Below are 24,463 nucleotides of genomic sequence, written 5' to 3' on the forward strand. Positions count from 1 at the left end.
GCTCGCTGATCGACCGGATCGTGCTGACGCCGGGGGAGGATCGGATCGAGATCGACGTTCAGGGCGATCTTGCCGGAATCCTTACGCTTTCGGCGCAACGCAAGAACCCCGCGGCGGATGCAGCGGGGGCGCAAGTAAAGATGGTTGCGGGGGCCCGCAACCACCGAGACCAACACTCGCTCGAAGTCCTTGTATAGAAAGAGATAATCGCCCTTTCAGCTTCTTTCTATGGACGCGAAAATCGATCTCGGCCACTGGAAAAGCTACGACTGGCCTATTCCTTGACCCTACCCTTCCTGCGCAATCTGTCAATGCTGGGCTACCGATCCGAACGCTACCCGCCTGGTTTCTGGTTAGCCCGGGCCTGAATATCGCCGCACCGCTTGATGACAGCCTCGAAGGGCGGCGCATCCGCGAGCAGAAGCCCGTCCTCTGTCATGCGCCGGTAATCATCGCCAAGCGCCGCCAAAGCATCGCCCCGAGGGACAAGCTGCAGCTGCCCCGCCACGGCCGCACTGTAGTCGATCACCGAACGGTCGGTGGCCTTTTCGGAAAAGAACATCTGCTTATGCGCGGCGACGGCCTGCGCCAGATCGCGATCAGCCAGCGCGGCATCGGCAAGACCTGCTTCATCCAGCTTGGCCAGGTCATACCAATGTCGGGCAAAGCGATCACCGCGCAGGCGCGCCTGAAGGCAGAAGACATGCGCGGCCGTCGCCTTCTCCCAAAACGTCCGCTCGGCATGCATGACCCGTGGCCGGGCAGCGGGAAAAGCTACACCTTCGACGAAGCCGGCAGCGTCGCAGGCTACGTCCCGGACGCTTGCAGGCTCGCCGGTGGAGCGAGCCCCGAATTCCAGCATCACCGAGGGTGACACATAGCCCGATCCACGTCCGGTCGGCTCATAATCGACGAACAGCTTGTCGCCCTCAATGCGGATGGCGCCCGGAACGCCATCCCTCGTCATCGCTTCCGCAATAAGATGCCGGACATCCCCGGCCACCCATTCCGGCAGACGCTCGCGAACCGCGGTGGACCAGCGCTTCTCCTCGCTGCGGGTTTTCGGCAGGGCCGCCTCGCCGTCTCCGACCAGATCCGGCACCAGCCTGCGAATGTCATAGGTCAGATCGACGTCCTCGGAGAAACGCTGGATGACGCCATAGGCCTTCGACAGCGAGGTTCCGCCCTTGAACACGAGATGCTCGCCGAGCGTAGAGCCGAAAAGGGCCTGCAGCACCCAGACCACCCAGACATCCTTCTCGAGCAGATGCAGCGGACGGCCGGATCGATCCGCGGCCACGCGCAATGCCTCTTGCCGGTCCTCGGCAGAAAAGGTGAAGAAATCCTCAGCCATGGGCCGCCTTGCTGACACTTCTGGCGAGCCAGGTCGGGAATTGGGGCGCAGCCGTCACCAGCTCAGCGAACGCGGTTGGCGGCAGCTTTTGTTTCAGGGCATCCAGCGCCAGATCGGCTTTTTCGGGCCCTAGCCATGCCAGCGCGCGAACAGCCTGACCGGCTGGCTTGTCGGCCAGGGCAAGCTGCCAGCGCGGCGCGTGGCGCAATTCGACGACCTGTTTGCCGAGGGCGATCATCCGGCTGCGCCCCGAAGTCAGATAGACCGACCGTATCGGAACCTGGGTGGTCAGGCCGAGGTCGTTCGCCGCCGCCGCACCGTTCGGCACGATCACCTCGCCACGCTGCATCGCCAAGGCCTCGACGGTCTGTTCCACCGAAGGCGCGCGGGTGCCGAACCGGCTGGTGACCGGGCACAGGTAGAGTCCCCGGCTAGCGCGGATCAGCTGCCCGCGCTCGGCAAGGCGCGACAAGGCCTGGTCCACCCCTGCCCGGCTGCCGAGATGCAGGAGGCCCTTCGCCGTCAGAGGCGTTCCCTCGGGAAGCCGCTCCGCATGCGCCAGAATCTGTTCGGTCAGTCGTTGCATGGCCCCGTCTCCTGTCAGGAATATATGTAACTTTCTGACAGTTTGCAACGGATGCTCAGAGTCCGGAGGCAAGCAACTCGTCGTGAGCCTATGAACTCGCAAGCGTGGCAAGCATCAAAGCAATATCACTTGCAATATCCTGTCGTCGATCCAATATCTCTGCATGAGACTGATTCTGGACACCGCCACGATGGTGGCCGCAATCCGCAGCGATACCGGGGCCTCCCGGCGTCTTCTGGTGGCGGGGCTGGAGCGACGGATCACGCTGCTGGCCTCGGTGCCGCTGATGATCGAGTATCACGCGGTACTCACGCGGCCGGAGCATCTGGAGGCGTCCGGCCTGTCGGTCGAGGACGTGAATGTGCTGCTCGACGCGGTGGCGGCGGTGGTCGATCCGGTGCGGCTGGCCTTCCTGTGGCGGCCCGCCGTGCGGGATCAGAACGACGACATGGTACTGGAGGCGGCGGTGAACGGAAGGGCCGATGCCATCGTGACCTTCAACCTGCGCGATTTCGGCCAGGTGGCCGAGCGCTTCGGGATCGAAACCCTCGCGCCCGGTGCGGCGTGGCGAAACGTGGAGAAGAGGCTATGAGAAAGAGCAATTTCGCGCTGCGGCTCCAGCCCTCGCTTCTGGAGGAGGCCCGCAAAGTCGCCGAGACCGAGGGCGTGGCGCTGAACCAGTTGATCAACGTCGCCGTAGCCGAGAAGCTCTCGGCCCTCCGGGTGGAGAGCTATTTCGAGGAGCGCGCCGCGCGAGCCGACATTCCCAAGGCACTCGACGTCCTCAAGCGGGCAGGCAAGGGGAGGAAGCCTATGCTAGGGGATGAGATGGACGGGTGAAGTCGGGTTGCTCACCTGCGCGCTTACTTACATAGATCGTCCCAACGGGCAGGAAGCGGCGGTTCGCTGCGTTCCATATGAGCGGCGAAACTGGTTCGTAACGACACTCTTCCGCCGTTGCTCCCGCTCGCGGATACGGCTAGAACTAATGGGGCATCAGCGGCCTGCAATCAACCAAGTGTTGTGTTACCTGCGACACCTGCGAGAAGGTTACTTTCAACTCGCCCCGCTACATGCTGTTACGGAATTGCCAAATTCCCGCGACGTTGGGAATGCGAGATTGTAGGTCGTTGATGCACTCATGTCGTTAAAGCGTTTTACCAATTTAAGACAGATCGCTTTTGGGCTTCGTCGAAATTATCGAAGAAAATTTGTCTACATTGCCTATGGGCTAGCTCCAGGCGCACGATACAAAGAATTCACCATCCCAAAGAAAAGTGGTGGCACCAGACGCATTTGTGCCCCTCGGATTGCGCTTCTCCGGTTGCAGCGGGACGTCCTCCGCCTTCTAGAGAACGATTATCGTCCTCGGGCCCATGTCCATGGATTTGTCGGAGGCCATCAACGTAGTATCGTGAGCAACGCTCGGCAACACATTGGCAAGCGATGGGTACTCAACATAGACCTCGAAGATTACTTTGAAACAATTCACTTCGGGCGTGTCCGTGGGCGCTTGATGGCCCCACCCTATAACTACCCTGAAGAGATCGCCCAGTTCATCGCGCACATCGCTTGCTTTCAAGCTGAAAAGGAGGTCGATGGCAGCCGTCGAACAACTCATGTGTTGATGCCAGGGGGCGCACTTTCGCCAATACTTGCAAATATCGTGTCGGATAAGCTGGATGCTGAATTGTCTCGACTTTGCAGACAAATTGGGTGCACCTATACGCGATACGCCGACGACATAACCATATCTTCCAATCGCAGGACTTTTCCTGCACCAGTAGGCCGGTTCGCAAACCCCGACACCCATCATGATTTTATTCTATCCGACTCCTTCCAACAGATCATTGAAGACAACGGATTTAGAATTAATCATGCAAAGACACGCCTATTGGGCCGCGCCTTCCAACAGGAAGTCACGGGACTTGTTGTTAATGAGAAGGTCAACGTCAAGCGCAGATTTGTTCGGGATGTCCGCGCCATGCTTCACGACTGGCAATTCAACGGATATGCGGCGGCGGCAGCGCGCCATTTCGATGAGAAGCGCCCAGATAGAGGCCGTTTGCCGGAACAGGAAGCCACTAACTTTGAGTGGGTAGTACACGGGAAGATCGAGTTCATTCGGCAAGTTAAAGGATCCACGGATCAAGTTTTTCGGAATCTCGCCACGAGATTTAATGATTTATGCACAGGCCAGATGTTTCCTATTCCGCTGGTTGAGGATCGCGAGATTCTGGACGCTGCTGTTTGGTATCTTGAAAATGACACTGATGGTGGCTCAGTGGGCACTTGCTTCGCGGTCGCGGAGAACCTCTTTGTAACTTGCGCACACTGCCTCGGACCGAATTTGCGCATCTTCCCGCGACAAAACACGAAATTCGCAATGGAAGCCGACGAAGTAGCACGAGATGATCACAACGATCTCGCGTTAATTCGAGCACGAACGCCTTTGGCAGCTTACAGGCCAGCGGCGACCCTGCAAATGGCATCAACAGCAGAAGCTAGCACACTCAGCGTCCGTTCTGCGGTGCAGGCCGCAGGTTACCCTTCGAATCTTGACAATACATCGCTGACGATCAATGCAACTGAAGTCACAGGGTTTTCGCGGCAGACTTTCGACGGCACTCCGGCTACGTCAGACAACGTGATTGCCTTGTTATCGGGTACCTACGAGGGCATGAGTGGCGGTCCCGTGTTGTTCGCAGGCAAGGTCGTCGGTGTTATCGTTAGAGGGCCGAACGACGATGATCGAACAATCCCCTTTTTGGCAGTCAGATCAAATTTTGTTGACGCTTTACTCGCAATTACTTAGTGATCGCTGCGAGTTTTATCAACCGAATTGCGGGTCTGAGTTAATCTTAAGCTGCAAATATTAAGCACCTAGCGCAAACCCTTAAGCATTCTTTTTGCTTCGCTTTCATTCCCACTTGAAAATATATTTGATGCGCCGCATATTGGATTATAATTCGACTTATCTATTTGACTCCAATGCGAGCCCTGTTACTCTCGCATATGGGTTATGATCTGCTTTATTTGATACCGTGGGCCTGAAGGCATGAGATGAGGAGGTCCGCGATCCCCGCCCCTCTAAGATGAACGCCAATCTCGTCCAGCGGCCTCTCTTCAGACGCGGTTTGTGACCCCCAATTGTAGCTCGTTACCACGATATCATCGCGGTCCCATAAAAGGCCCTTGCCGTGCAGCATCGGCTGTCGGCTGCCCGTCTTCCGAACATTGACGCCACTTGTCTCTATCACATTACGCATGTCGGCCTTTTTAACCGGGCCCGAGGGGAGCGAGTAAAACGTGCGGACATCCGCGATTCGCTCCGACGCCGCCTTCGCCGGATCAAGCACGTTTTGCGTCATTGGTTGTCCCATCCGGTGGGTCATCACTACCATACGCTCGCGTGCCTCATGCGCGACGTGACGGAGCAATGGGAGGTGATCGTCCGCCGCGAGGATTCGCATCGTGACCTCCATCCGGTCGACCATCTCCGGTGGGTTCAGCAGATCCGTCCGGCGTGTCCGGAGCGCGGCGCGCATCGCCTGCATCGCCTCCCGCGATAGCCGAGCGGTCGGCACCGCCGCTGTAATGGCCTCAAGCAATTCGAGGCATGCCGATACCGCACGCCTCTCATTTAGATCCACCGAAAGTTCGTGCGCCTGAAATGGCGACTGGAGCCAATTGCACGACCCCAGAAGAGCGCGGGTACCGCCTCTTCCGTCGTCGGCGATCAGAAGCTTGGCATGACTATGGACCGCTACGAGATGGGGTACGATACTGCTCCCGACCTTGCGCAAGCGGGCACCAAGTTCCGCCAACGCACGTTTGTGCTTGTGGTCCTCTTCGAGCGAAGAGCCGTAGAATAGATGGACCCTCACGCCTCGGCGCACGGCGTCCTCCAAGACCTCCCATACGCGATTCTGCCCGAGATGTGCTTTAGAATCGTCCTGTGCCGCTACGAAGGTGGATAGGACAAAAACATCACTTCTCGCGGCAGCGACAATATCTATCAGTCTAACAAGGTGATCGTCTCCGCCGAAAACGATTTGATCGGGTGCGATCGTCATGGCTATCTCGGTGTCAAGGCAGGACGGACGCAAGGGAGAGGTTCGGCGTACTGTAGGCAAACGCTTGGTGGTGATGAAGTCACGCACCTTCTCCTCCAACTCGGCACTCGCACCTTCTGGCAGTAAACCGTTTCGGGCGCGATCTAGATCGATCTTGATGAACCTGTTCTCAAAATTCGACCTGTTAGCAGTCATCATGGCAAACGACTCGCCAGGGCGTAAGGACCGGTTTACAAGTTCGCGCACGCGGCTCTCCATTGAACAGTCGGTCTCCTCCTCATCATCCTCGGGGAATGGGATGATCTGCACACCGTCTGATCGAATGTTGACGGGTTTGATCTCGACGTCACGGCGGCGGAATACGGACCCGCCGACCTTGTCAAAAAGAAGACTGATTGTCATCTCTCGCCGTGCGGCGCGTTCGGGCAGAGGCCGGCCGGCACGTAGATGAGCGTTGGCCGCATCCGTCATCGCGAGTGCTGGCTCGGGTGCCTTGCGAACCTCGATCAAGCCGAAGCGCATGAGGCGTCCAACCGTCGCCGCAGCGACCTGATGCGGGATGGCTAGGTCTTCCGCCACCGATGCGCTGGTACCGGGTTTGTCGCGCAGGGAGAGAAGAACCTCCTCCTCTACAGGACTCCAGCCCCATCGCCGCTCGATCACCGCAGTGCCCCTGTACCAGATCGCGGGAATGAGGAGTATCATTGCACGATCTCCCCGGATGCATCACAGGTCACGAGGGAGACCCTGCGCTCCGTGGCGGTTTGGTTAGGCTGGGCCATTGCGGCGATCCGCCTCAATAGCCCTTCCATGAAGTCAAGATCGTCGCTGGTCGTATGACCTGACCATCGCTGAACGGCATTGCTCAAGAAAGCTCTCGAGGTCACGAGCACGAGCTTATGCCGTGCCCGGCTAAGCAGGACGTTCATGCGCCGCCGATCTCCAAGAATGCCAAGCGCGCGCCGCCCGGTTTTCTGATTGTTGCGAACCATGCTCACGATGACGAGGTCCGCCTCGCCACCCTGAAAGCTGTCAATCGTATGCACAAAGGTGCCGTCGTCTTTCGCGCTCGAGAATCCCCCGAGCAGCCCGGCGTCCCGGTCGATGCGCCTGCTAAGCCGCGCTCTAAGGAGCTCGCACTGCGCCGTGTAAGGCGACAGGACGACAAGGCTCGGTGGCTTACCATCAGCGGATGCGGGATGCAGTCGGTCGAGGACAGCCTCTACAGCTGCGACCTCCGCAAGGTTAGACAGGGAGGTGCCCTCATAGGTCTCGAAGGCACGTTGGGGGACCTTACTCAGGGCAGGTAAGTCGATGATAACGACAGGGGCTTGCAATGCTAGGTCAATTGTTTTGATCGGCGACGTGCGATCTTGGATGCGCTCAGAGGTCGTCAGCCGACCGCCGTAGAACGTCTCTGAGACCAACTCGCAGATGGTGGGATGCATACGGCTCTGCTCTGTGAGCATTGAGACTGGCCCGCTGCGGGACACGTTCTCATTTTCCTCGGAGGTCTGTGCGATTTCGCGGAACGGTTGTTCAAGCCGGAGGGCCGTCGCCAACACGTCCGCCATCAAGGTCGGGTCGGCCTTCAATGCCTCGAGCGATGCACCAACTTCTTCCGGGAGGTCGGAGATTGCGTCGAGCAGCTTGACAGCCCCCTCGAGAAGCGCCTCTGCGGCACCGGCTTGGTAGAGACGCGCCTTGCGCTCAGCATCGAATGGAGCGAGTTGTCGATGATCGCCGATAAGTACGCGACGACTTCCGAGCTGTAGCGGCCCGACAAGTTCAGACGCGCTAGCTCGCGCTGCCTCCTCAATGATCACCCAGTCGAACTGCTGTCCATCGGTCACCATCTCCTCGATTGCGGCGGAGTTAGCCGTCGCTAAGACGACATCCGCGCTATTAAGGACCAAATGTTCCGTATCCCTTAGGATCGCATCGGCCTCAGGGTCGCCCCAGGCATTCGCAGGAGGTCCTTGGAGCATCTGCGCGATCGCCTGCCTCCTCGCGAGGGACAAAGGACTAGCTTCGCGCTCGTTGAACCGGCCCAATAGGGACCGCGCTTGATCGCGTAGCGTTGTCTCTTCCCGGTCGCCCGGCCGTTCCACGCGGACGATGATCGAAGACGCTGTGCCATTCGCTAATTGCTTGCCTAGCTCTCGCTCCATTTGCGCAAGTGCCTCATGGTTCTGCGCCGTAATAAGGATGCGAGCCATCGGGTTGCACGAGAGGATTGAGGTCACCAGATGAGATACCAGGAACGTCTTACCCACGCCGGGAGGACCCACAACGAGGTCCATGGAGTGACCGCGGTCGATTGCCGCCCAAGCCTTAGCTTTCGATGCATCTAGTGCGTCCGGCGCTGGACCCGGCGGTGCCATGTCACGAAGCGCGGGATCTAGGCCGACGCTTCGCGGATCTCCCAACGCCCGTAAGAGATCAAGGTTGTCGCGCGCGGCGGCGATATGGCGGAGCCGACGTCGAACGGACGCTTCGGTTCCTCGGTCGGGGCGCGGACGGAGAAGCACGCTGGTCCCCACCGGCAGCTTTCCCGAGTAATAGCAAGTATAGAGTCTCCGGCCGTTCTTCTCGTCGACCTCGTCGAACAGCAGTGTCGGCGCACCGGCGCCGATCGAGAGCGCCTCCGACTCCGTGAGCGTCCATTCGATTGATCCATCGCTAGTCGACATCTCGCGATCGAGTGCCGTGGCCGCGTCGCCCAATCCAAAGATGCTACGCCATTCGTCATGGGCTGCGTCGGATCGTGCCGCGATCTGCACCAGGCCGGTCATTGTCGTGTCGACGATTTCTATCGGATAGTGCCGCAGTCGCCCCTCCAGAAGTGTCATGATTTCGATTAGAATAAGTGCGTGCCATTCGGCGACATCCCGGCGCTCCAAGTGATCACCCCCGACGCGTCCCGCGGATGGCCATGTCATGGCGCCGCCACCCGTTCTAGCGACTCGGTCGCGCGCTTCTTTCATATTTTGCGCAACGTGGATTCGGGCACCAATCGGCGAGGCGTTGATCGTTCCTTGGCTCGCATCTCGCGGCCTAGCTTCCACGATCCGGCCAATCCGGCGTTCATCACCCAAGGGGCGGACATCGTACATGGCACGTTGTGAATACAGCTTGACGTTATCGCCGGGTAGCTGAAGCATCAGCAACCCTTCAGTGTTGAGATCCTCACCAAGGAACTGCACGAGCGCATCATTATCTGTCGCTGGAATTAACCCGTCTGTCAGGGCGGGCAAATGTAGCCGCAAAAGATCGCGACCTGGAGCGACGACAAGTTCATATCTGCCGCTCGATCCCACGCGCGCTAGCTGCGCGCAGAGCGTCTCGATCTCTGAAGCCAAAGTTTCGGCGTTGATATGCGCGAATTGCGGCGGCCTGCACAATCGGTCGAGAAGTCCCTGCTCGGACGGCAGAAGCATCACCGAGCCGCCATCGCGACCTTGAAGCAACTCTGCAGCGACGGCACCCAGATCCCTCCAGTCCTGTGCGTGAGAGATCGTGGCATTTGCGCCCAGTAAGGACGCGCCACCGTCACCGAGGGTTCCGACATGGACGCAGGCCTCATAACCGCCGAGTTTCAATTCCAAAGGCTCTATAGAAACGACAAAAACCGCGCCATTCGTGATACCGCCATGTACTATATCGGCTCCGTGTAGGTAGCCGAGTGCTCGGACTAGGCGGGCAATCTGCTGCCAAATTTCCAAGCGCCCAGAGACGGTACGAGCGCTGTCGGCCAGTTTCTGTCGAAACCGCGGTGTTAGCGCGTCGAGCGTTTTGTCCGCACCAACCGAGCGGATGCCTATCTCCGCTCTGTCCTCCACGACATCGACGACTTCAATCAGGACTTCTCTTGCCGATCGGCGCGCTAGGACGCCTCGCAGGCGCCGCACTGTTTCGCGAAGGACGCGTGTGATGTCGCGATCTACCGCTGCGCCAGTCTTCTCGAGAAGCCAGAGCACGTAAGTCTCACCATCGTTACGATCAACAGCCGACCAAACCGAAAAGGCGTGAGAAAGATGATCTCCACGCGAAATTCGCGTCATCTCAAACCTTTCGTCGAATGGTTGCAGCAGTTTAACGTCGCGCGATGGTCGCCCCATTACAAATTTCCCTTCTGCTCATTCAACAGAGCATAGGGTGTCCCGGCCCTATGTTCCAATCTAGAAGGCGTTTCCGGGCACAAGCACGACATTGCGCTCCATGCAGCGCCGGGCGGCAACCGCAGAGTCCAACCCATCCGGCAACCGGCATCGCAGGTAGATCCGCCACGCGGCATGATCCACAGAACGATGCCCAGTCGCGCCAGCCGCTCCACCGCCTCGATCCTCGCATGCACCAGTTGCAGCTTCTCCAACTCTTCTTCGGGTTCGTGCTTGCGGCGATCTTCCTCGGAGAGCTCATCGCAGGAACCATGATCGTCTCGACCGTGATCGTGGTCGCCTGCGTCACGGGTGCAAGGCGCTTCGCCTGAGGTCCTGGGAGGGAAGACCATTTGAAGCTCTGACCGATTCCGGTTTCCTACCCTGCGGTTTGTACGTCCGCGACCGTCAAACATCCGCATATTCGATCGACAGGCTTTCGGCGATGGCGCGTATTTCCGCATGACAGGGTGCGTCGGCCACGGCGCGGGTCGAGACCGGCTCCAGTGCGTTCTCCCCTACCCTGTCGCCAAACAGCAGGATCGCGAAATCCGGGCCGAATTGGACCGAGCTGTAATAGAGACCCTGCGCCGCCGGGCATGCGGCATAGATGCGCTCGGCCCAGGCCCGCGTTGCCGGATAGGTGCTGCGCGGGCCTGCCAGCAGCGCATTGTGGTTGACGCCGATCTTGCGTTGCCCGGCAGTGGTCAGATCGACCAGACGCAGCGACGAGGTGGTCCTGACGATGCTATGGCTATAAACTCTGAAGTCGCCGGGAAAAACGATCTGGAAGGTCAGCAGGCCGGTCTTCGGATCGACGGGCGGGGTGTCGGGACAGCGCAGGATGATTTCGCAAGCCGCGCAGGCAAACGTCTCCGCCGCGTAGATCGTCGGAATGATCGTGCCCCCGGCATCCCGGATCGGAGAAAAGCGCGCATCGCCGGCGACGGTCGGGTTGAACTGCTCGGCCTTGTAGACGGCGGGGTGGATGCGATGCAGCTCGGTGCCCGCGTCGAGCGTCACATAGGCTTCCTTCCCGACCCGCATGGTGGACGGGTCGGGAATCGTCAGATCGAACCGCATCAGCCATGCTCCGCAGGCACGATCTCCCGCTCGAAGGCCGCGATCACGGCATCGGCCTCGGCGCCGAGCCGTTCGGCAGGCGCCACACCGAAATCGAGATGCGGCCGCGTCAACCAGTGCAGCAGGCGGAAATCGCTCCAGGTCCGGGGCTTCAAGGCGATCAACTTCGCCATCGCCGGGTGGATGCGGCGCCCCTCGACGTCGAACTGGAACAGCGGATAGGTGGCGCGACCATCGACCGTGAACCGCAGGATCTCCCGCTTGTCCTCCTTGCGCTTCATCGTGGCAGAGGGGTTCGTTGCCGACAGGCCAAGCAGTTCGCATGCCTGTGCCTGATCGACCATCGAGGTGCCGGCCAGAATCCTTTCCTGCAGCCGGGCGCGGTTGAGCGCCGCCTGCAATTCGGTGTCATCGCCTTTCGCCAGGCTCTCCCGCAGCATGACCCGGTAGGCGTCGACCACCTTGTCGATCTCGCCGGAGAAGCGGTCGCTGAAAACCGCGGCAAAGGCTGCCTTCATGGCCTCCTTTACCAAGCCCTGGCCCTTTTTCGATCCGGACTGCGCCGAAGCCGGGGCAGTCCGGGCTTCGACTGCCGTGGACCACAGGTCGACATCTTCCGGAGCGACAGCCACGGAAACGTCGACACGGACGGAGCCTGCAGCGAGGGCGGAAGCGGCGATCTTACCAGACGCATACAGAGGACGCTCTCCGAGCGGCTCAGCCCGCATCCTGGAAGGCTTCCTGCGATGTTCCGTGTAAGCAGCATGCGCCATGACGACCTCCGCATCATAGTTTCGATATGGATATGAAACTATATAGCGAATATACTCGGAAAAGCAAGGCCACGCACTCGGATCGCAGTGGGCTCACGGATGGGACAGGTTGCGGGGGGATCACACCGGCCGAGAAGGCCGTTCGCTGGCTCGTCAGGTCATCGAGCCCGCCCTAGCCGGCCGGCGTCTTCCCCTCCCCTTTGGCGAACATCTCGCGGAATAGCCGTTCCGACCGCGCAATCCCCTCGTCGGTGAGCCAGACTGATTTTGCCTTGTTGACCGGATCGCCGATGAAGCCCTTCTCGTGGAGCCGGTTCATCGCGTCCCAGTCGTGTCCCTTCCACGCCCGGCCATCGCGCCCAAGCGTCAGATAGAGCAGCGCCAGAACCGCGTCGTCGATCTTGTCTTCATCGATTTCCATCGTATGCGCTCGTCCCTGAGACCCCTCCCATTTCTATTCCATGGTATCCGATACCACGCCCGGCTGCGACGACAGATGCAATCACCGTTTGAAAGAATTGCCCGATCACCTCCAATAGTTTAGGCCGAAGCCGAAAAAAAGCGAGGATCACGATGACCAATATCGATCTGAACACCCTGTCTCTGGCCGAATTGAAGCAGCTGGAAAAGAACGTGGCCAAAGCCATCGCCTCCTTCGAGGACCGCCGGAAAGCCGAGGCCCGCGCCGCGGCGGAAGCGGTGGCAAAGGAGCACGGTTTCGCTCTGGGCGATCTGGTCGACGCCACTTCGTCCCGGAAGCGTGCGGCCTCTGCCGCGAAATACCGCCACCCGGAAAACCCGGACATCACCTGGAGCGGCCGGGGCCGCAAGCCCGCCTGGATCGTCGAGGGGCTGGACGCAGGAAAGTCGCTGGAAGATTTCGCCATCTGAATGCACCACGGACCGCAGGTCGCCTGCGGTCCCTTGCATTATCGCCCCCGCGAGCAACGGAATCATTCCGTCCATGACCCGGTCTTCGCCAGACCGGGGTCGAGAACGGGATCGTCCCATTTGGCCGCCGCCTTCATCCAGGAATCGATGGAATCCCTGAAGGCCGGCTCGTCGATGCGCAGCAGGAAGGTATAGAGGCGGTTGACCACCTGGCGCATCAGGTCGCGCATCTCACCGTCGTCGAACCGCGAAAGCTCTGTCCAGGGAATCCGCCTGCCTGCACCGTCGATGACATGAACATCGGAGAAATCCCCGGTCCTGGTGATCGGCACCTGACCGGCATGGAGATCCTCCAGCATGGTGTTGCGGACACAGATCATCGCCATGCCCCTGGCCAGACTGGCGGCGGCCTTCTCCTCTTCCTTCCGCTTCATCGGCCCCTACCTTCCGTTTATAGTCCCGGCAGGCCGAGGCTCAGTTGTTCCCCTCCGCCGTCCTCGCCCTGCGTCTCCAGCGAGGATAGCGTGACGCCGAGCAACCGTATGCCCTTTTCGACCGGGAACAACGGCTCCAGCAGCGCCGAGGCGATGCCGGTCAGTTCCGCCGCGTCCCGCACGCCCCGTTCGCTGGTCCGGCTTCGGGTGATCTGCTGGAAGTCGGCATATTTCACCTTCAGCGTCACGGTGCGGCCGGTCAAATCCTTGGCCTCGCAGCTGCGCCAGACCTTGGCCGCCAGCGCCTCGATCTCGGCTCTTGCCGGATCGAGGCCGAAAATGTCCTCCGAGAACGTGTCCTCAGCGCCGATCGACTTGCGTTCGCGATCCGGCTCGACGGGACGGTGGTCGATGCCGCGCGAAATCCAATAGTACCGGTCCCCCGATTTGCCGAAATGCTGGCGCAGGAACTCGGGCGATTTCTCCCGCAAATCGGCGCCGGTGAGGATGCCGAGGCGTTCCATCTTCGCCGCCGTCGCCGGGCCGACGCCGTGGAACTTCTTCACCGGCAGGTCCGCGACGAACTGCGGCCCGCGCGAGGGCGTGATCACCGCCTGGCCATTGGGCTTGTTCAGGTCGCTCGCCATCTTGGCGAGGAACTTGCAATAGCTGATCCCGGCCGAGGCATTGAGGCCCGTCACCTCCTTGATCCGGCTGCGAATGATCCGCGCGATCTCCGTCGCGACGGGAATGCCCTGCTTGTTCTCGGTCACGTCGAGATAGGCCTCATCCAGCGACAGCGGCTCAATCAGATCGGTATGTTCGGCGAAGACCTCGCGGATCTGGTTGGACACGGCCCGATAGACGTCGAAACGCGGCTTTACGAAGATCAGGTCCGGGCAGCGCCGCTTCGCCGTCACAGACGGCATGGCCGAGCGGACGCCGAAGACGCGGGCCTCGTAGCTGGCGGCGGCAACCACGCCGCGTGCGGCCGAGCCGCCGACGGCCACCGGCTTGCCGCGAAGCTCGGGGTTATCGCGCTGCTCGACCGAGGCATAGAAGGCATCCATATCCACATGGATGATCTTGCGGATCCTTTCGCCCGCCTCACCTTCCCCGATCTGTTCCGCCGATTCCGACATGCCCTCACTCTCTCATGCCGCCCGGATCGCCGGCCGCTCGACGACTTCCAGCAGGCCCGAGGGCAACGGGCGCTGCAACGCCCTGGCCTCAGGCCAATCGGCAGTCAGCCAGGTCTCCACCTCGTCGCGGCTGGTCAGGATCACCGGCATGGCCTTGGGATGGATCGGCCTGACGACCTCGTTAGCCTCGGTGGTGAGAAAGGCGAAGAGTTCGTGCCTGCCCGGCCTCGGTGTGCGGTTCGATCCGCGCATGCCCTCCCAGCTTGTCCAGATGCCGGCGAAGAAGAACAGCGGTTGCGACTGGTCCAGCGCGAACCAATGCAGCGGCTTGCGCTTCGTCACCGGGTCGGGCCTCTGCCCATATTCGGAGAAAGCCGTCGCGGGCACCACGCAACGATGCTCGACGCCCAACCATTTGCGCCACCAGAGGCTGGCAGTGTTGCGGATATTGGTCACGCCCGTATCCGGCGCGCCCGGCGCCTTCAGGTATTCGACCGGCGTCGGCATGCCCCAGGTCAACATGGCCAGTTCCCGTCCGCTGCCGGTATTGCGCACCACCGGCCCCGGTCGATCGGGATAGACCTCGATCAAGGGTTCGAGATTGCCGATGCTGTCATGGGTGGCGGAGACGAACTCCCGGATCGCCTGCTGGTTGGTCGAGACATTGAACAGGTTACACAAAATCCATTCCCTCCGTTCCTGCGCACCGATTCGACGTCAGCATAGGACGCGGCGTTCCCAAGATCACATCGGAAGCGACTCGGATTGACTCCGGATCTGACCGTGAACAAATAGTGAACCTATCAGCGGAATCGCCCGCTGCAAAGCCCGTCCAGCCCAGGAAGCACCCCGCCAGACATGCCGGCACCCGCAGACAGCCCCGCCATCGCCGAGCTTCGGGCGCGCATCGCGCATCTCGAGGGCGAGGGCGTGCACCGGCGCGAAGTGCTGCCTTTCGGCTTGCCGGCGCTGGACCGGAAGCTGCCGGGCGGGGGGCTGGCGCTCGGCTGCCTGCATGAGGTGGCGGGCGGCGGCAATGGCACCGTGGACGCGGCAGCCGCATCCGGTTTCGTAGCCGGGATCGCCGCGCGGACGCGGGGCCAGGTGCTGTGGTGCGTGGCGCGGCAGGATCTCTTTGCTCCCGGTCTCGAACAATCCGGGCTGGCGCCGGATCGGGTGATCTTCGTCGAGGCGGGCGACGACAAGGCGGTGCTAGCCTGCATGGAGGAAGGGCTGCGCCATGGCGGGCTCGGCGCCGTGGTGGGCGATGTCGCCCGGCTGCCGATGGTCGCCTCGCGTCGGCTGCATCTGGCGGCGAAGGAATCCGGCATCCTCGGCATCGCGCTGCGCCGCTGGCGGCGGCAGTCGGAGGCCAGCGATTTCGGCCAGCCGACGGCGGCGATGACCCGCTGGCGGGTCTCCAGCCTGCCGTCGAAAACCCTGCCGGTGCCGGGCGTCGAGAGACCGCGCTGGCTGGTTGAACTGATCCGGGCACGGGCCGGGGAATCCCTCGATATTGAACTGGAGGCATGCGATGGCACGGGTCATCTCGGTCTTCCTGCCGACCTGGCCGGTGGACCGGCTGCGGCGGCAGGCTGGCCCCGCAGCGCCACCGGTTGAGGCGCCGCTGATCATCGCCGGTCGGATCGGCAACCGCCGTATCGTCACGGCGGTGGGTGTCGCCTCTCAGGCCCTCGGCTTGCGGGTCGGCATGCCGGTGACCAAAGCCCAGGCGCTGGTGTCCGGTTTGCATATCGAACCCGCCGACCCGCAGGCCGATGCCGAGAGCTTGGAACGCCTGGCGCTGTGGATCCTGCAACGATTCAGCCCGATCGTCGCGGTCGATCCGCCGGACGGGATCGTCATCGATTCCACCGGCACCGACCATCTGCATGGCGGCGAGGCGGCGATGCTGGATGCCCTCGTCGGGCGCTTGACCTTCTCTGGCATCGCTGCCCGTGCCGCCCTGGCCGACACTTGCGGCGCGGCACATGCGCTGGCGCGCTGGCGGGCCGATCCGGTGTTCATCGCCGCGCCCGGCACGGTCGAGACCGTCCTCGCGCCGCTGCCATTCGAGGGGCTGCGGCTGCCGCCCGCCATCTCATCCGGCCTGCGCGCTCTCGGCTTCACCTGCATCGGCGACCTGCTCGGCCAGCCCCGCGCGCCGCTGACCCGCCGCTTCGGGCCGGAACTCTGCCGCCGGCTGGATCAGGCGCTCGGCCAGATCTCGGAGCCCATCACGCCGATCCGCCCGGCGGATCTGGTCGAGGCCCGCCGCGTCTTCGCCGAACCCATCGGCGCTGCCGAGACCATCGCCCGCTATATCGGCAAGCTGGTGATCACGCTCTGCGAGACGCTGGAGGAGCGTGGCCTCGGCGCGCGCCGACTCGACCTGCTTTGTCACCGGATCGACAATCGCATCGAGACCGTCCGGATCGGTCTTGCCCGGCCGGTAAGCGAGCCTGCGCGCCTGAGGCGACTACTCTGCGACAAGATCGAGACCATCGACCCCGGCCTCGGAATCGAGATCATGTCCCTGGCGGCGACGATTGCCGAGCCGCTGGCCGCGAAACAGGCAGTCAGCAGCCAGATCGAAACGCCGGAGCCGGACCTCTCCGGCCTGATCGATACGCTGGCCAACCGGGTGGGCGCGCGGGGGGTCTACCGCTTCGCCCCGGTGGCCAGCGACGTGCCGGAGCGTGCGGTCTGCCGCATCCCGGCGTTGGCAGAAAGCACCGGCGCCGGCTGGCCCGATCACTGGCCTCGCCCCGCGCGCCTGCTGCCGCACCCGGAGCCGATCGAGACCATGGCGCTCTTGCCAGACCATCCGCCGAACTGGATCCGCTGGCGCGGGGTCCGCCGCCTGGTCCGCCGCGCCGATGGTCCCGAGCGGATCTTCGGCGAATGGTGGAAACGCGATACCGAGCTAGCCGCCGTGCGCGACTATTTCCGCATCGAGGACGAGGCCGGGGAACGCCTCTGGATCTTCCGCGCCGGCGATGGCGAGGACGCCGCCACCGGCTCGCATCGCTGGTTCCTGCACGGGGTGTTCGGATGAGCCGTCAAGCCGACCCAGATGCATATGAACCCGTATCCCGAGCCGGATGCAGGTCGCGGCGGGCCGCTGGCTTGGGCGCCTTCCTACGCGCCGCCCGCGCCCACAGGCTCGGGGGCCGCCCATGATGACCCCCCGCTACACCGAATTGCAGGTAACCAGCCATTTCTCCTTCCTGCGCGGGGCGTCCTCGGCCGAGGAACTCTTCGCCACCGCCGCCCTGATGGGGATCGAGGCGCTGGCGGTGGCGGATCGCAACACGCTGGCCGGGATGGTCCGCGCCCATGAGGCGGCGAAGGAGACCGGGGTGCGGCTGATCGTCGGTTGCCGCCTCGATCTGGCCTGCGGCATGTCGGTGCTGGTCTACCCCACCGACCGGGAAGCGTATTCGCGGCTCTGCCGCCTGCTGACGCTCGGCAAGGGGCGGGCGGGCAAGGGCAAGTGCCATCTGGAATGGGCGGACCTCGCAGCCTATGGCGAGGGGCTGATCGCGGTGCTGGTCCCGGACCTGCCCGATGACGAGTGCGGCTTGCGGCTGCGCCGGATGCGCGACACCTTCGGCGACCGCGCCTATCTGGCGCTCAGCCTGCGGCGCAGACCCAACGACCAGATGCGTCTCTGGGAATTGTCGCAACTGGCGCAACGCTTCGGCGTGCCGACGGTCGTCACCAACGACGTGCTGTTCCATGAACCGTCCCGCCGCAGGCTCCAGGACGTGGTCACCGCGATCCGCTACGGCACCACCATCGACGCCCTCGGCTTCCGCCGCGAGCGCCATGCCGACCGTTATCTGAAGCCACCCACAGAGATGCACCGGCTGTTCTCGCGCTGGCCCGAGGCGCTGGCCCGGACGCTGGAAATCGCTGATCGCTGCCGTTTCTCGCTGGATGAGCTGCGCTATCAATATCCCGAGGAACGCGACGATCCGGCGCTGACCCCGCAACAGACGCTGGAGCGGCTGACCTGGGAGGGCGCAGAAGACCGCTATCCCGAAGGTGTGCCGGATGAAGTCGCTGCGGTGCTGCGCCATGAGTTGGGTCTGATCGGCAAGCTCGGCTACGCGCCTTATTTCCTGACCGTTCACAGCATCGTCCGCTATGCCAGGTCACAGGGCATTCTCTGCCAGGGGCGCGGCTCGGCGGCGAACAGCGCCGTCTGCTATGTCCTCGGCATCACCGCCATCGACCCCGGCCGCAACGATCTGCTGTTCGAGCGCTTCGTCAGCGAGGAGCGCCGCGAGCCGCCTGATATCGACGTCGACTTCGAGCATAAGCGGCGCGAGGAAGTGATCCAGTGGGTTTACAAGACCTATGGCCGCGATCGTGCGGCGCTGACCGCGACCGTCAGCCGCTATCGCGCCAAAGGCGCCTTGCGCGATGTCGGCAAGGCCCTCGGGCTGCCCGAAGACCTGACCCAGACGCTTTCGGAGCAGCTGGGCCGATGGGCCGATGGTCTCACCGCCCATGATTTGCGTGAACTGAATCTGAACACAGAGGATTACCGCCTGCGGCTGGTGCTGGAACTGGCCGCCCAGCTTCTGGGGACCCCGCGGCATCTGTCGCAGCATCCGGGCGGGTTTGTCCTCACCCATGACCGGCTCGACGACCTGGTGCCAATTGAACCGGCGGCGATGGCGGACCGCCAGATCATCGAATGGGATAAGGACGATATTGACGCGCTGCGCTTCATGAAGGTCGACGTCCTGGCCCTTGGCATGCTGACCTGCATGCGGAAAGGGCTGGACCTGCTGGCCGAGCACAAGGGCATCGACCTCGACCTCGCCACCATTCCGGCCGAGGATCCGCGCACCTATGCCATGATCCGCAAGGCCGACACCCTCGGCACCTTCCAGATCGAAAGCCGGGCGCAGATGTCCATGCTGCCGCGCCTCAAACCCCGCACCTATTACGACCTGGTGGTGCAGGTCGCCATCGTCCGGCCTGGCCCGATCCAAGGCGACATGGTGCATCCCTATCTGCGCCGCCGCGCCGGGCTTGAGGATGTCGTCTATCCGACCCCCGAACTGGAGAAGGTGCTAGGCAAGACGCTCGGCGTGCCCCTGTTCCAGGAGCAGGCGATGCGGGTGGCCATCGAATGTGCGGGCTTCACGCCGGGCGAGGCGGACATGCTGCGCAAGTCCATGGCCACCTTCAAGCACACGGGCGGCGTCTCGAAATTCCGCGACAAGCTGATCTCCGGCATGGTGGAAAAAGGCTATGAACAGGAGTTCGCCGAACGCACTTTCCGGCAGCTGGAAGGCTTCGGCAGCTATGGCTTTCCGGAAAGCCATGCCGCTTCATTCGCGCTGGTCGCCTATGCCACCGCCTGGCTGAAATGCTGGCATTCCGACGCCTTCTGCGCCGCGCTGCTGAACAGCCAGCCGATGGGCTTCTATGCTCCGGCTCAGATCGTGCGCGATGCCCGCGAGCATGGCGTCGAGATTAGGCCGGTCTGCATCAATGCCAGCCGATGGGACTGCACGCTGGAACCGACCAACGACGAGAGCAAGTTCGCCGTCCGCTTGGGCCTGCGCATGGTCAAGGGGTTGGCCAATGCCCATGCGGCGGCCATCGCCGCCACGCGGGGCGATGAACCGTTTGTCTCGGTGGAGGATCTCTGGCGCCGGGCGGGCATTCCCGTTGCGGTCCTCACTGCCATCGCCGAGGCCGATGGCTTCCGCCCCGCCCTCGGCCTCGCCCGGCGCGAGGCGCTCTGGGCCATCAAGGGGTTGCGCGACGAGGAACTGCCGCTCTTCGCCGCCGCCTCCCGCCGCGCGGGCGAGATGATCGCGGAAGTCACAGAGCCCGCCATCGCCCTGCGTCCGATGGCGGCGGGCCGCGAGGTGGTCGAGGACTACGCCCATACCGGCCTGACCCTGCGCCGCCATCCGGTGTCCTTCCTGCGCGCCGATCTGGCAAAGCGCCGGATCACCCCCTGCGCCGAGGCGATGGGCTCGCGCGACCGGCGCTGGCTGCAGGCCGCAGGTATCATTCTCGTCCGCCAGCGCCCCGGCTCCGCCAAGGGGGTGATGTTCATCACCATCGAGGACGAGACCGGCATCGCCAATGTCGTGGTCTGGCAGAAGGTCTTCGAACAGTTCCGGCGGGTGATCCTCGCCTCCAGCATGATTGCCGTGCATGGCCGCATCCAGCGCGAGGGCGAGGTCGTGCATCTGGTGGCCCACCGCATCACCGGTCTCTCGCGCGAACTGGCCAGCGTTGGTGAACGTGACGAGGCGTTTCCGCTGCCGCATGGGCGGGGCGACGAGTTCCGGCAGGGCGCGCCGGCGTCCGAGCCGCGAGGCAGGGGCATCAGGGTGCGGACGCGGGATTTCAGGTGAAAAAGGGGAAGGAGAGCCCTTTGCGGCCATTGGGCATCGGCGATCTGGAAGCCATGGGATGAATGATCCCGCTGGACGACGGCACAGGTTGCCGCAGGTTTCGGGATGATTGCGACCGGCTTCCGATCATGCGAAGCAGGGAACGGAGAAGAGGGGGGTGCCAATGCCCGAACTGACCAGCCTGCTTGCTTTTGCGTTCATCGCGCTCGGCATGGTGCTGACGCCCGGTCCGAACATGGTCTATCTGATCTCGCGCTCGATCTGTCAGGGCCGCGCGGCGGGGTTGATCTCGCTCGGGGGCGTCGCCCTCGGCTTCGTGTTCTACATGCTGTGCGCCGCGTTCGGCATCACCGCGATCGTCATGGCCGTTCCCTATGCCTATGACGCGCTGCGCTTCGGGGGCGCTCTCTATCTGCTCTGGCTGGCATGGCAGGCGGTGAAACCGGGGGGAAGGTCGCCGTTCCAGGTGAAGGATTTGCCGAAGGACAGCCCCCGCAAGCTTTTCATGATGGGGTTTCTGACCAACCTGCTCAATCCCAAGATCGCGGTCATGTATCTGTCGCTTCTTCCGCAGTTCATCAGCCCCGGTCACGGCAGCGTGCTTGCGCAGTCCCTGGCCCTCGGCTTCACCCAGATCGCCATCAGCGTGACCGTCAACGCGATGATCGCCATTGGCGCCGGGACGATAGCGGTCTTCCTCGCCGGTCGTCCGACATGGCTTGTGGTGCAAAGATGGCTGATGGGGACCGTGCTTGCCGGTCTGGCCGTGCGCATGGCAACGGAAGCGCGCCGCTAGGCTAGGCCACATATTTTTGTGCAAATCCTAAAGCCCGGGGCAGATCGGCAGCATCTGGAGAATCAGGGCTTTTCGTGCCGCAAGTCTTTGTCGCATTCGCTGCGCCACTTGTGACATGAATGGTGACAGGGACTGCTTCGGACGAACGGCAACTTCGTCCCGCGTAGCCGTCAATGGTGCAGGTTGAAGGGGGAAAGTCTTCCCCCTGGCCGGCACGGTGTTGCCGGCGCACCCCCTTCTGCGGGGAGATCCCCGCAACGCCCCCAAGATGAGTTGCGGAAACGACGGCGCAAACCTCCAGTGAAACTTCCGGGCGGCAGTCTCCTGACCGAAAGTGGGTAGCTCCACCGCCATCCCAAGTGCAACACTTCCTTTGGCGCTTTCCACGTTTTCAACAGATATTGGTCCAGAATAATAGCCGGAGACTTCGCCGGGCATCCGACCTGACCAACTCCGAGCGCCCGGCCTTCGCAGTTCGAAGAAGAGATTTTTCCTTGAGATGAAGAGGCTTGGGGCGCTGCCCCTGGCGCGCCGCAAGAAAACTCTTCGGCCTTTCGCGGCATAAACGGCTCCCTCCCCGCAAGCGGGTCCCCTCCAATTATTCCACGGTGCCAAAGACTTCTCTTGCGCCTTGCACCCCCGGTCTCGCCGACGGGCAAGGGTTCAGGAGCGGCGCTTCGCTGCCCTGAACCCCATAATCGAAAGGAAAAGAGACATGACCGGCAAGACCAGCACCCCCCGCAACCTCGTCATCAACGCCGATTGCATCGAGGCGATGCAGGCGTTCGGCACCGGCTCGGTGGACTTCATCCTGACCGATCCGCCCTATGTGACCCGCTTCCGCGACCGGCAGGGCCGCACCGTCGCCAACGACGACAACGCCCGCTGGCTGCGGCCCGCCTTCGCCCAGATGCACCGGGTTCTGAAGCAGGGCGGTTTCTGCGTCAGCTTCTACGGCTGGAACAAGGTGGATCTGTTCGTGGAGGCCTGGAAGGCGGCGGGCTTCCGCATCGTCGGGCATCTGGTGTTCCGCAAGCGTTACGCCTCATCCGCCCGCTTCCTGCGCTATGAACACGAACAGGCCTATTTGCTAGCGAAGGGCGATCCGGAATTGCCGGCTAGCCCTGTGCCGGATGTGCTGGACTTCCCCTATACCGGCAACAAGCTGCACCCGACGCAGAAGCCGGTGGCGGCGCTGCGCAGGCTGATCGGCGCGTTCACGAAACCGGGCGATCTGGTGCTGGACCCGTTCAGCGGCAGCGGTTCCACGCTGGCGGCGGCGCATCTGCTGGGCCGCGACTGGCTCGGGGTGGAACTGGACGTGGCGCATTACCAGACCATCGGCAAGCGGATGGCGGCCCTGCAACAGAAATATCAGAAGGCGGCGGCATAGGCCCTGCGACCCGAGGGCGCCCGTCATCGGGGCGGGCGCCATACCCCCACAGCTTCAAGGAAAGGATTTCGACATGCGCTGGATTGTCACGAAGGACCATCATGGCGGTTGCATCGGACTGGGCGAGGACGCCGACGGCGTTCCGGCACGGGGCAAGCCCGAAGACGGCGACGCCCTGCCGGTGGAGTTCCGGCTTTACACCGCCCGCGGCAGGCTCTTGTTCGAGGGTCGTTGCGGCGACATCGCGGCCGACTGGTGGCACGGCATGGAGCCATTGCTTTACGCCTGGGCCACTTTCCGCTGCCGCCGGTTGACCTGGCGCCCGGCCGGGACGGATGAACCGTGGCGCCCGCTGCGCCCATAGGCAGGCACCAGCCCACAACACCACGGCCGCCGGTCCATCGGATCGGCGGTCGTCGCGCGTGTGCAATGCACGGGAAGGGTGTCGAAAAATTGCGCTCGCCGGGCATGGCCCGGCTCGCAAGACCTGGCGAAGACATCGGCAGATGCGCCCATGGCTGATGCGACAGGCGCGAATGGCGCGGCATGATCCGGACGGGCGGAGACCACCAGATATCGGAGCCCGGCCGGATCATGCCGAAGGCGGGAAAGGATGTTGCCGCTTCGCGGCCCCGCCAGCACCCGGTGCAAATGCCCGAGACCCGCGCCCACATCCACAGCAGCAACACCGCCTTGCGGTGGCGGGTATATGCCGGCGCGGCCCTGCTTAGCTTGACGCATCACGCCCCGAGCCGGCATGATGATCGCACTCGAAGAACCGGTGAATTGCCAAACCGTCGCAGGCGAGAGCGTATTTCCATTGGCCGCCTGACGTGAACCGTCATCCATTTTTTCATGGAGGCTTCGATGTTTCTGATCGTGCTCGCCATTGCCCTGACCATCGCCGCCGGCTTCATCGCCTTCAAGCTGGCCGTCTTCGCCCTGCCTTTCTGGGTCGCCATGAGCGTGTTCCAATACATGCATGGCGCCGATACCGGGATCTTCCTGCCGGGGCTAGCCGCCTTCGGCGGCGCCATCGCGTCGGTGGTGTTCGTGATCGCGGTGCTGGCCTTCGCCAGCAATCCCTTTGTCCGCCTCGTCGCCCTCGGGCTCTTCGCCATTCCTGCCACAATCGCGGGCTATGCGCTGATCTACGGAATTGCCAAGAACGCCATCGATTCCAGCATCGCGCTGAACATTCTCGGCGGGATCGGCGGCATCGTCATCGGCGGATCGGCCATGGCCCATCTGAACGCGATCGGCGTCGCCTTCTTCTCCCCACATTCTCCAAGTAAGTCGCTGATTTCGCTGTCGTAATCGTGATATTTCGCATATAAATCATGGCGTTGACGGCTGCGAGGGGCGCGTTTCATGGATCAC

General features: G+C 62.7%; 23 protein-coding genes. 13 read left to right on the forward strand and 10 right to left on the reverse strand.

Going from position 1 to position 24,463, the window contains the following annotated elements; all coding sequences use genetic code 11:
* The coding region (locus ACDP63_RS20980; protein ID WP_409928587.1) for a hypothetical protein at positions 1-197 on the forward strand (197 nt) is incomplete at its 5' end.
* Between the two features lie 137 nt (positions 198-334).
* On the opposite strand, the gene ACDP63_RS20985 is transcribed toward ACDP63_RS20980, so the two are convergent.
* Complete coding sequence (locus ACDP63_RS20985) at positions 335-1,354, reverse strand: nucleotidyl transferase AbiEii/AbiGii toxin family protein (RefSeq protein WP_409928588.1); 1,020 nt, start codon at positions 1,352-1,354, stop codon at positions 335-337.
* Complete coding sequence (locus ACDP63_RS20990; RefSeq protein WP_409928589.1) at positions 1,347-1,940, reverse strand: DUF6088 family protein; 594 nt, start codon at positions 1,938-1,940, stop codon at positions 1,347-1,349. The genes ACDP63_RS20985 and ACDP63_RS20990 overlap by 8 nt, the downstream gene beginning before the upstream one ends.
* Positions 1,941-2,103: 163 nt before the next feature.
* Between ACDP63_RS20990 and ACDP63_RS20995 the strand changes: the two genes are divergently transcribed.
* From ACDP63_RS20995 to ACDP63_RS21005, 3 genes are all read left to right on the forward strand, one after another.
* Positions 2,104-2,532, forward strand: coding sequence for a putative toxin-antitoxin system toxin component, PIN family (locus ACDP63_RS20995; protein ID WP_409928590.1), 429 nt, complete (start codon positions 2,104-2,106; stop codon positions 2,530-2,532).
* The gene (locus tag ACDP63_RS21000; RefSeq protein WP_409928591.1) at positions 2,529-2,780 is read left to right on the forward strand and encodes a toxin-antitoxin system HicB family antitoxin; all 252 of its coding nucleotides are present in this window, start codon (positions 2,529-2,531) and stop codon (positions 2,778-2,780) included. Before ACDP63_RS20995 ends, ACDP63_RS21000 begins: the two co-directional genes overlap by 4 nt.
* 301 nt (positions 2,781-3,081) lie before the next feature.
* Positions 3,082-4,755 (forward strand): reverse transcriptase domain-containing protein, encoded by a 1,674-nt coding sequence (locus ACDP63_RS21005; protein WP_409928592.1) that lies wholly within the window; start codon positions 3,082-3,084, stop codon positions 4,753-4,755.
* A gap of 217 nt (positions 4,756-4,972) precedes the next feature.
* Here the strand turns inward: ACDP63_RS21005 and ACDP63_RS21010 are convergent, their stop codons facing one another.
* On the reverse strand, positions 4,973-6,721 hold the full coding sequence (locus ACDP63_RS21010; protein WP_409928593.1) for a hypothetical protein: 1,749 nt from the start codon (positions 6,719-6,721) through the stop codon (positions 4,973-4,975).
* Positions 6,718-10,137 carry an AAA domain-containing protein gene (locus ACDP63_RS21015; protein WP_409928594.1) on the reverse strand — a complete coding sequence of 1,140 codons (3,420 nt, stop codon included), beginning with the start codon at positions 10,135-10,137 and terminating at the stop codon, positions 6,718-6,720. Before ACDP63_RS21015 ends, ACDP63_RS21010 begins: the two co-directional genes overlap by 4 nt.
* Before the next feature lie 230 nt (positions 10,138-10,367).
* Here ACDP63_RS21015 and ACDP63_RS21020 point away from each other — a divergent pair, with 230 nt between their 5' ends.
* Positions 10,368-10,508: a hypothetical protein gene (locus ACDP63_RS21020; RefSeq protein ID WP_409928595.1), complete on the forward strand. Its 141-nt coding sequence runs from the start codon at positions 10,368-10,370 to the stop codon at positions 10,506-10,508.
* Between the two features lie 76 nt (positions 10,509-10,584).
* On the opposite strand, the gene ACDP63_RS21025 is transcribed toward ACDP63_RS21020, so the two are convergent.
* The 3 genes from ACDP63_RS21025 to ACDP63_RS21035 all read right to left on the reverse strand — a co-directional run bounded on the left by ACDP63_RS21025 (position 10,585) and on the right by ACDP63_RS21035 (position 12,453).
* Positions 10,585-11,259, reverse strand: coding sequence for an RES family NAD+ phosphorylase (locus ACDP63_RS21025; RefSeq protein ID WP_409928596.1), 675 nt, complete (start codon positions 11,257-11,259; stop codon positions 10,585-10,587).
* The gene (locus ACDP63_RS21030; protein WP_409928597.1) at positions 11,259-11,777 is read right to left on the reverse strand and encodes a hypothetical protein; all 519 of its coding nucleotides are present in this window, start codon (positions 11,775-11,777) and stop codon (positions 11,259-11,261) included. The genes ACDP63_RS21025 and ACDP63_RS21030 overlap by 1 nt, the downstream gene beginning before the upstream one ends.
* Positions 11,778-12,204: 427 nt before the next feature.
* On the reverse strand, positions 12,205-12,453 hold the full coding sequence (locus ACDP63_RS21035) for a DUF6429 family protein (protein WP_409928598.1): 249 nt from the start codon (positions 12,451-12,453) through the stop codon (positions 12,205-12,207).
* 152 nt (positions 12,454-12,605) lie between these two features.
* On the opposite strand from ACDP63_RS21035, the gene ACDP63_RS21040 reads away from it, so the two are divergent.
* Positions 12,606-12,923, forward strand: a complete 318-nt coding sequence (locus ACDP63_RS21040; RefSeq protein ID WP_409928599.1) for an H-NS family nucleoid-associated regulatory protein — start codon at positions 12,606-12,608, stop codon at positions 12,921-12,923.
* A 62-nt stretch (positions 12,924-12,985) separates the two neighbouring features.
* Here the strand turns inward: ACDP63_RS21040 and ACDP63_RS21045 are convergent, their stop codons facing one another.
* From ACDP63_RS21045 to ACDP63_RS21055, 3 genes are read right to left on the reverse strand one after another with little or no spacing between them, the layout of a single operon-like run.
* The gene (locus tag ACDP63_RS21045; RefSeq protein WP_409928600.1) at positions 12,986-13,357 is read right to left on the reverse strand and encodes a hypothetical protein; all 372 of its coding nucleotides are present in this window, start codon (positions 13,355-13,357) and stop codon (positions 12,986-12,988) included.
* Between the two features lie 17 nt (positions 13,358-13,374).
* The gene (gene dinB, locus ACDP63_RS21050; protein WP_409928601.1) at positions 13,375-14,499 is read right to left on the reverse strand and encodes a DNA polymerase IV; all 1,125 of its coding nucleotides are present in this window, start codon (positions 14,497-14,499) and stop codon (positions 13,375-13,377) included.
* A 12-nt stretch (positions 14,500-14,511) separates the two neighbouring features.
* Positions 14,512-15,180, reverse strand: coding sequence for an SOS response-associated peptidase (locus ACDP63_RS21055; RefSeq protein WP_409928602.1), 669 nt, complete (start codon positions 15,178-15,180; stop codon positions 14,512-14,514).
* A 177-nt stretch (positions 15,181-15,357) separates the two neighbouring features.
* Between ACDP63_RS21055 and ACDP63_RS21060 the strand changes: the two genes are divergently transcribed.
* The 7 genes from ACDP63_RS21060 (at position 15,358) to ACDP63_RS21090 (ending at position 24,400) form a co-directional block, all read left to right on the forward strand.
* On the forward strand, positions 15,358-16,119 hold the full coding sequence (locus ACDP63_RS21060) for an ImuA family protein (protein ID WP_409928603.1): 762 nt from the start codon (positions 15,358-15,360) through the stop codon (positions 16,117-16,119).
* The gene (locus ACDP63_RS21065; RefSeq protein WP_409928604.1) at positions 16,034-17,557 is read left to right on the forward strand and encodes a Y-family DNA polymerase; all 1,524 of its coding nucleotides are present in this window, start codon (positions 16,034-16,036) and stop codon (positions 17,555-17,557) included. Before ACDP63_RS21060 ends, ACDP63_RS21065 begins: the two co-directional genes overlap by 86 nt.
* 121 nt (positions 17,558-17,678) lie before the next feature.
* Positions 17,679-20,894: an error-prone DNA polymerase gene (locus tag ACDP63_RS21070; RefSeq protein WP_409928605.1), complete on the forward strand. Its 3,216-nt coding sequence runs from the start codon at positions 17,679-17,681 to the stop codon at positions 20,892-20,894.
* 163 nt (positions 20,895-21,057) lie between these two features.
* Positions 21,058-21,690, forward strand: a complete 633-nt coding sequence (locus tag ACDP63_RS21075) for a LysE family translocator (protein ID WP_409928606.1) — start codon at positions 21,058-21,060, stop codon at positions 21,688-21,690.
* 715 nt (positions 21,691-22,405) lie between these two features.
* The gene (locus tag ACDP63_RS21080; RefSeq protein ID WP_409928607.1) at positions 22,406-23,083 is read left to right on the forward strand and encodes a DNA methyltransferase; all 678 of its coding nucleotides are present in this window, start codon (positions 22,406-22,408) and stop codon (positions 23,081-23,083) included.
* Between the two features lie 73 nt (positions 23,084-23,156).
* Entirely contained in the window at positions 23,157-23,447 is a 291-nt protein-coding gene (locus ACDP63_RS21085) for a hypothetical protein (protein ID WP_114537043.1), read from the forward strand.
* Between the two features lie 503 nt (positions 23,448-23,950).
* Complete coding sequence (locus tag ACDP63_RS21090) at positions 23,951-24,400, forward strand: hypothetical protein (protein WP_409928608.1); 450 nt, start codon at positions 23,951-23,953, stop codon at positions 24,398-24,400.
* Positions 24,401-24,463 lie beyond the last annotated feature (63 nt).

Origin of the sequence: Paracoccus sp. P2 (assembly GCF_046335115.1) — a bacterium.
GTDB classification, from domain to species: domain Bacteria; phylum Pseudomonadota; class Alphaproteobacteria; order Rhodobacterales; family Rhodobacteraceae; genus Paracoccus; species Paracoccus pantotrophus.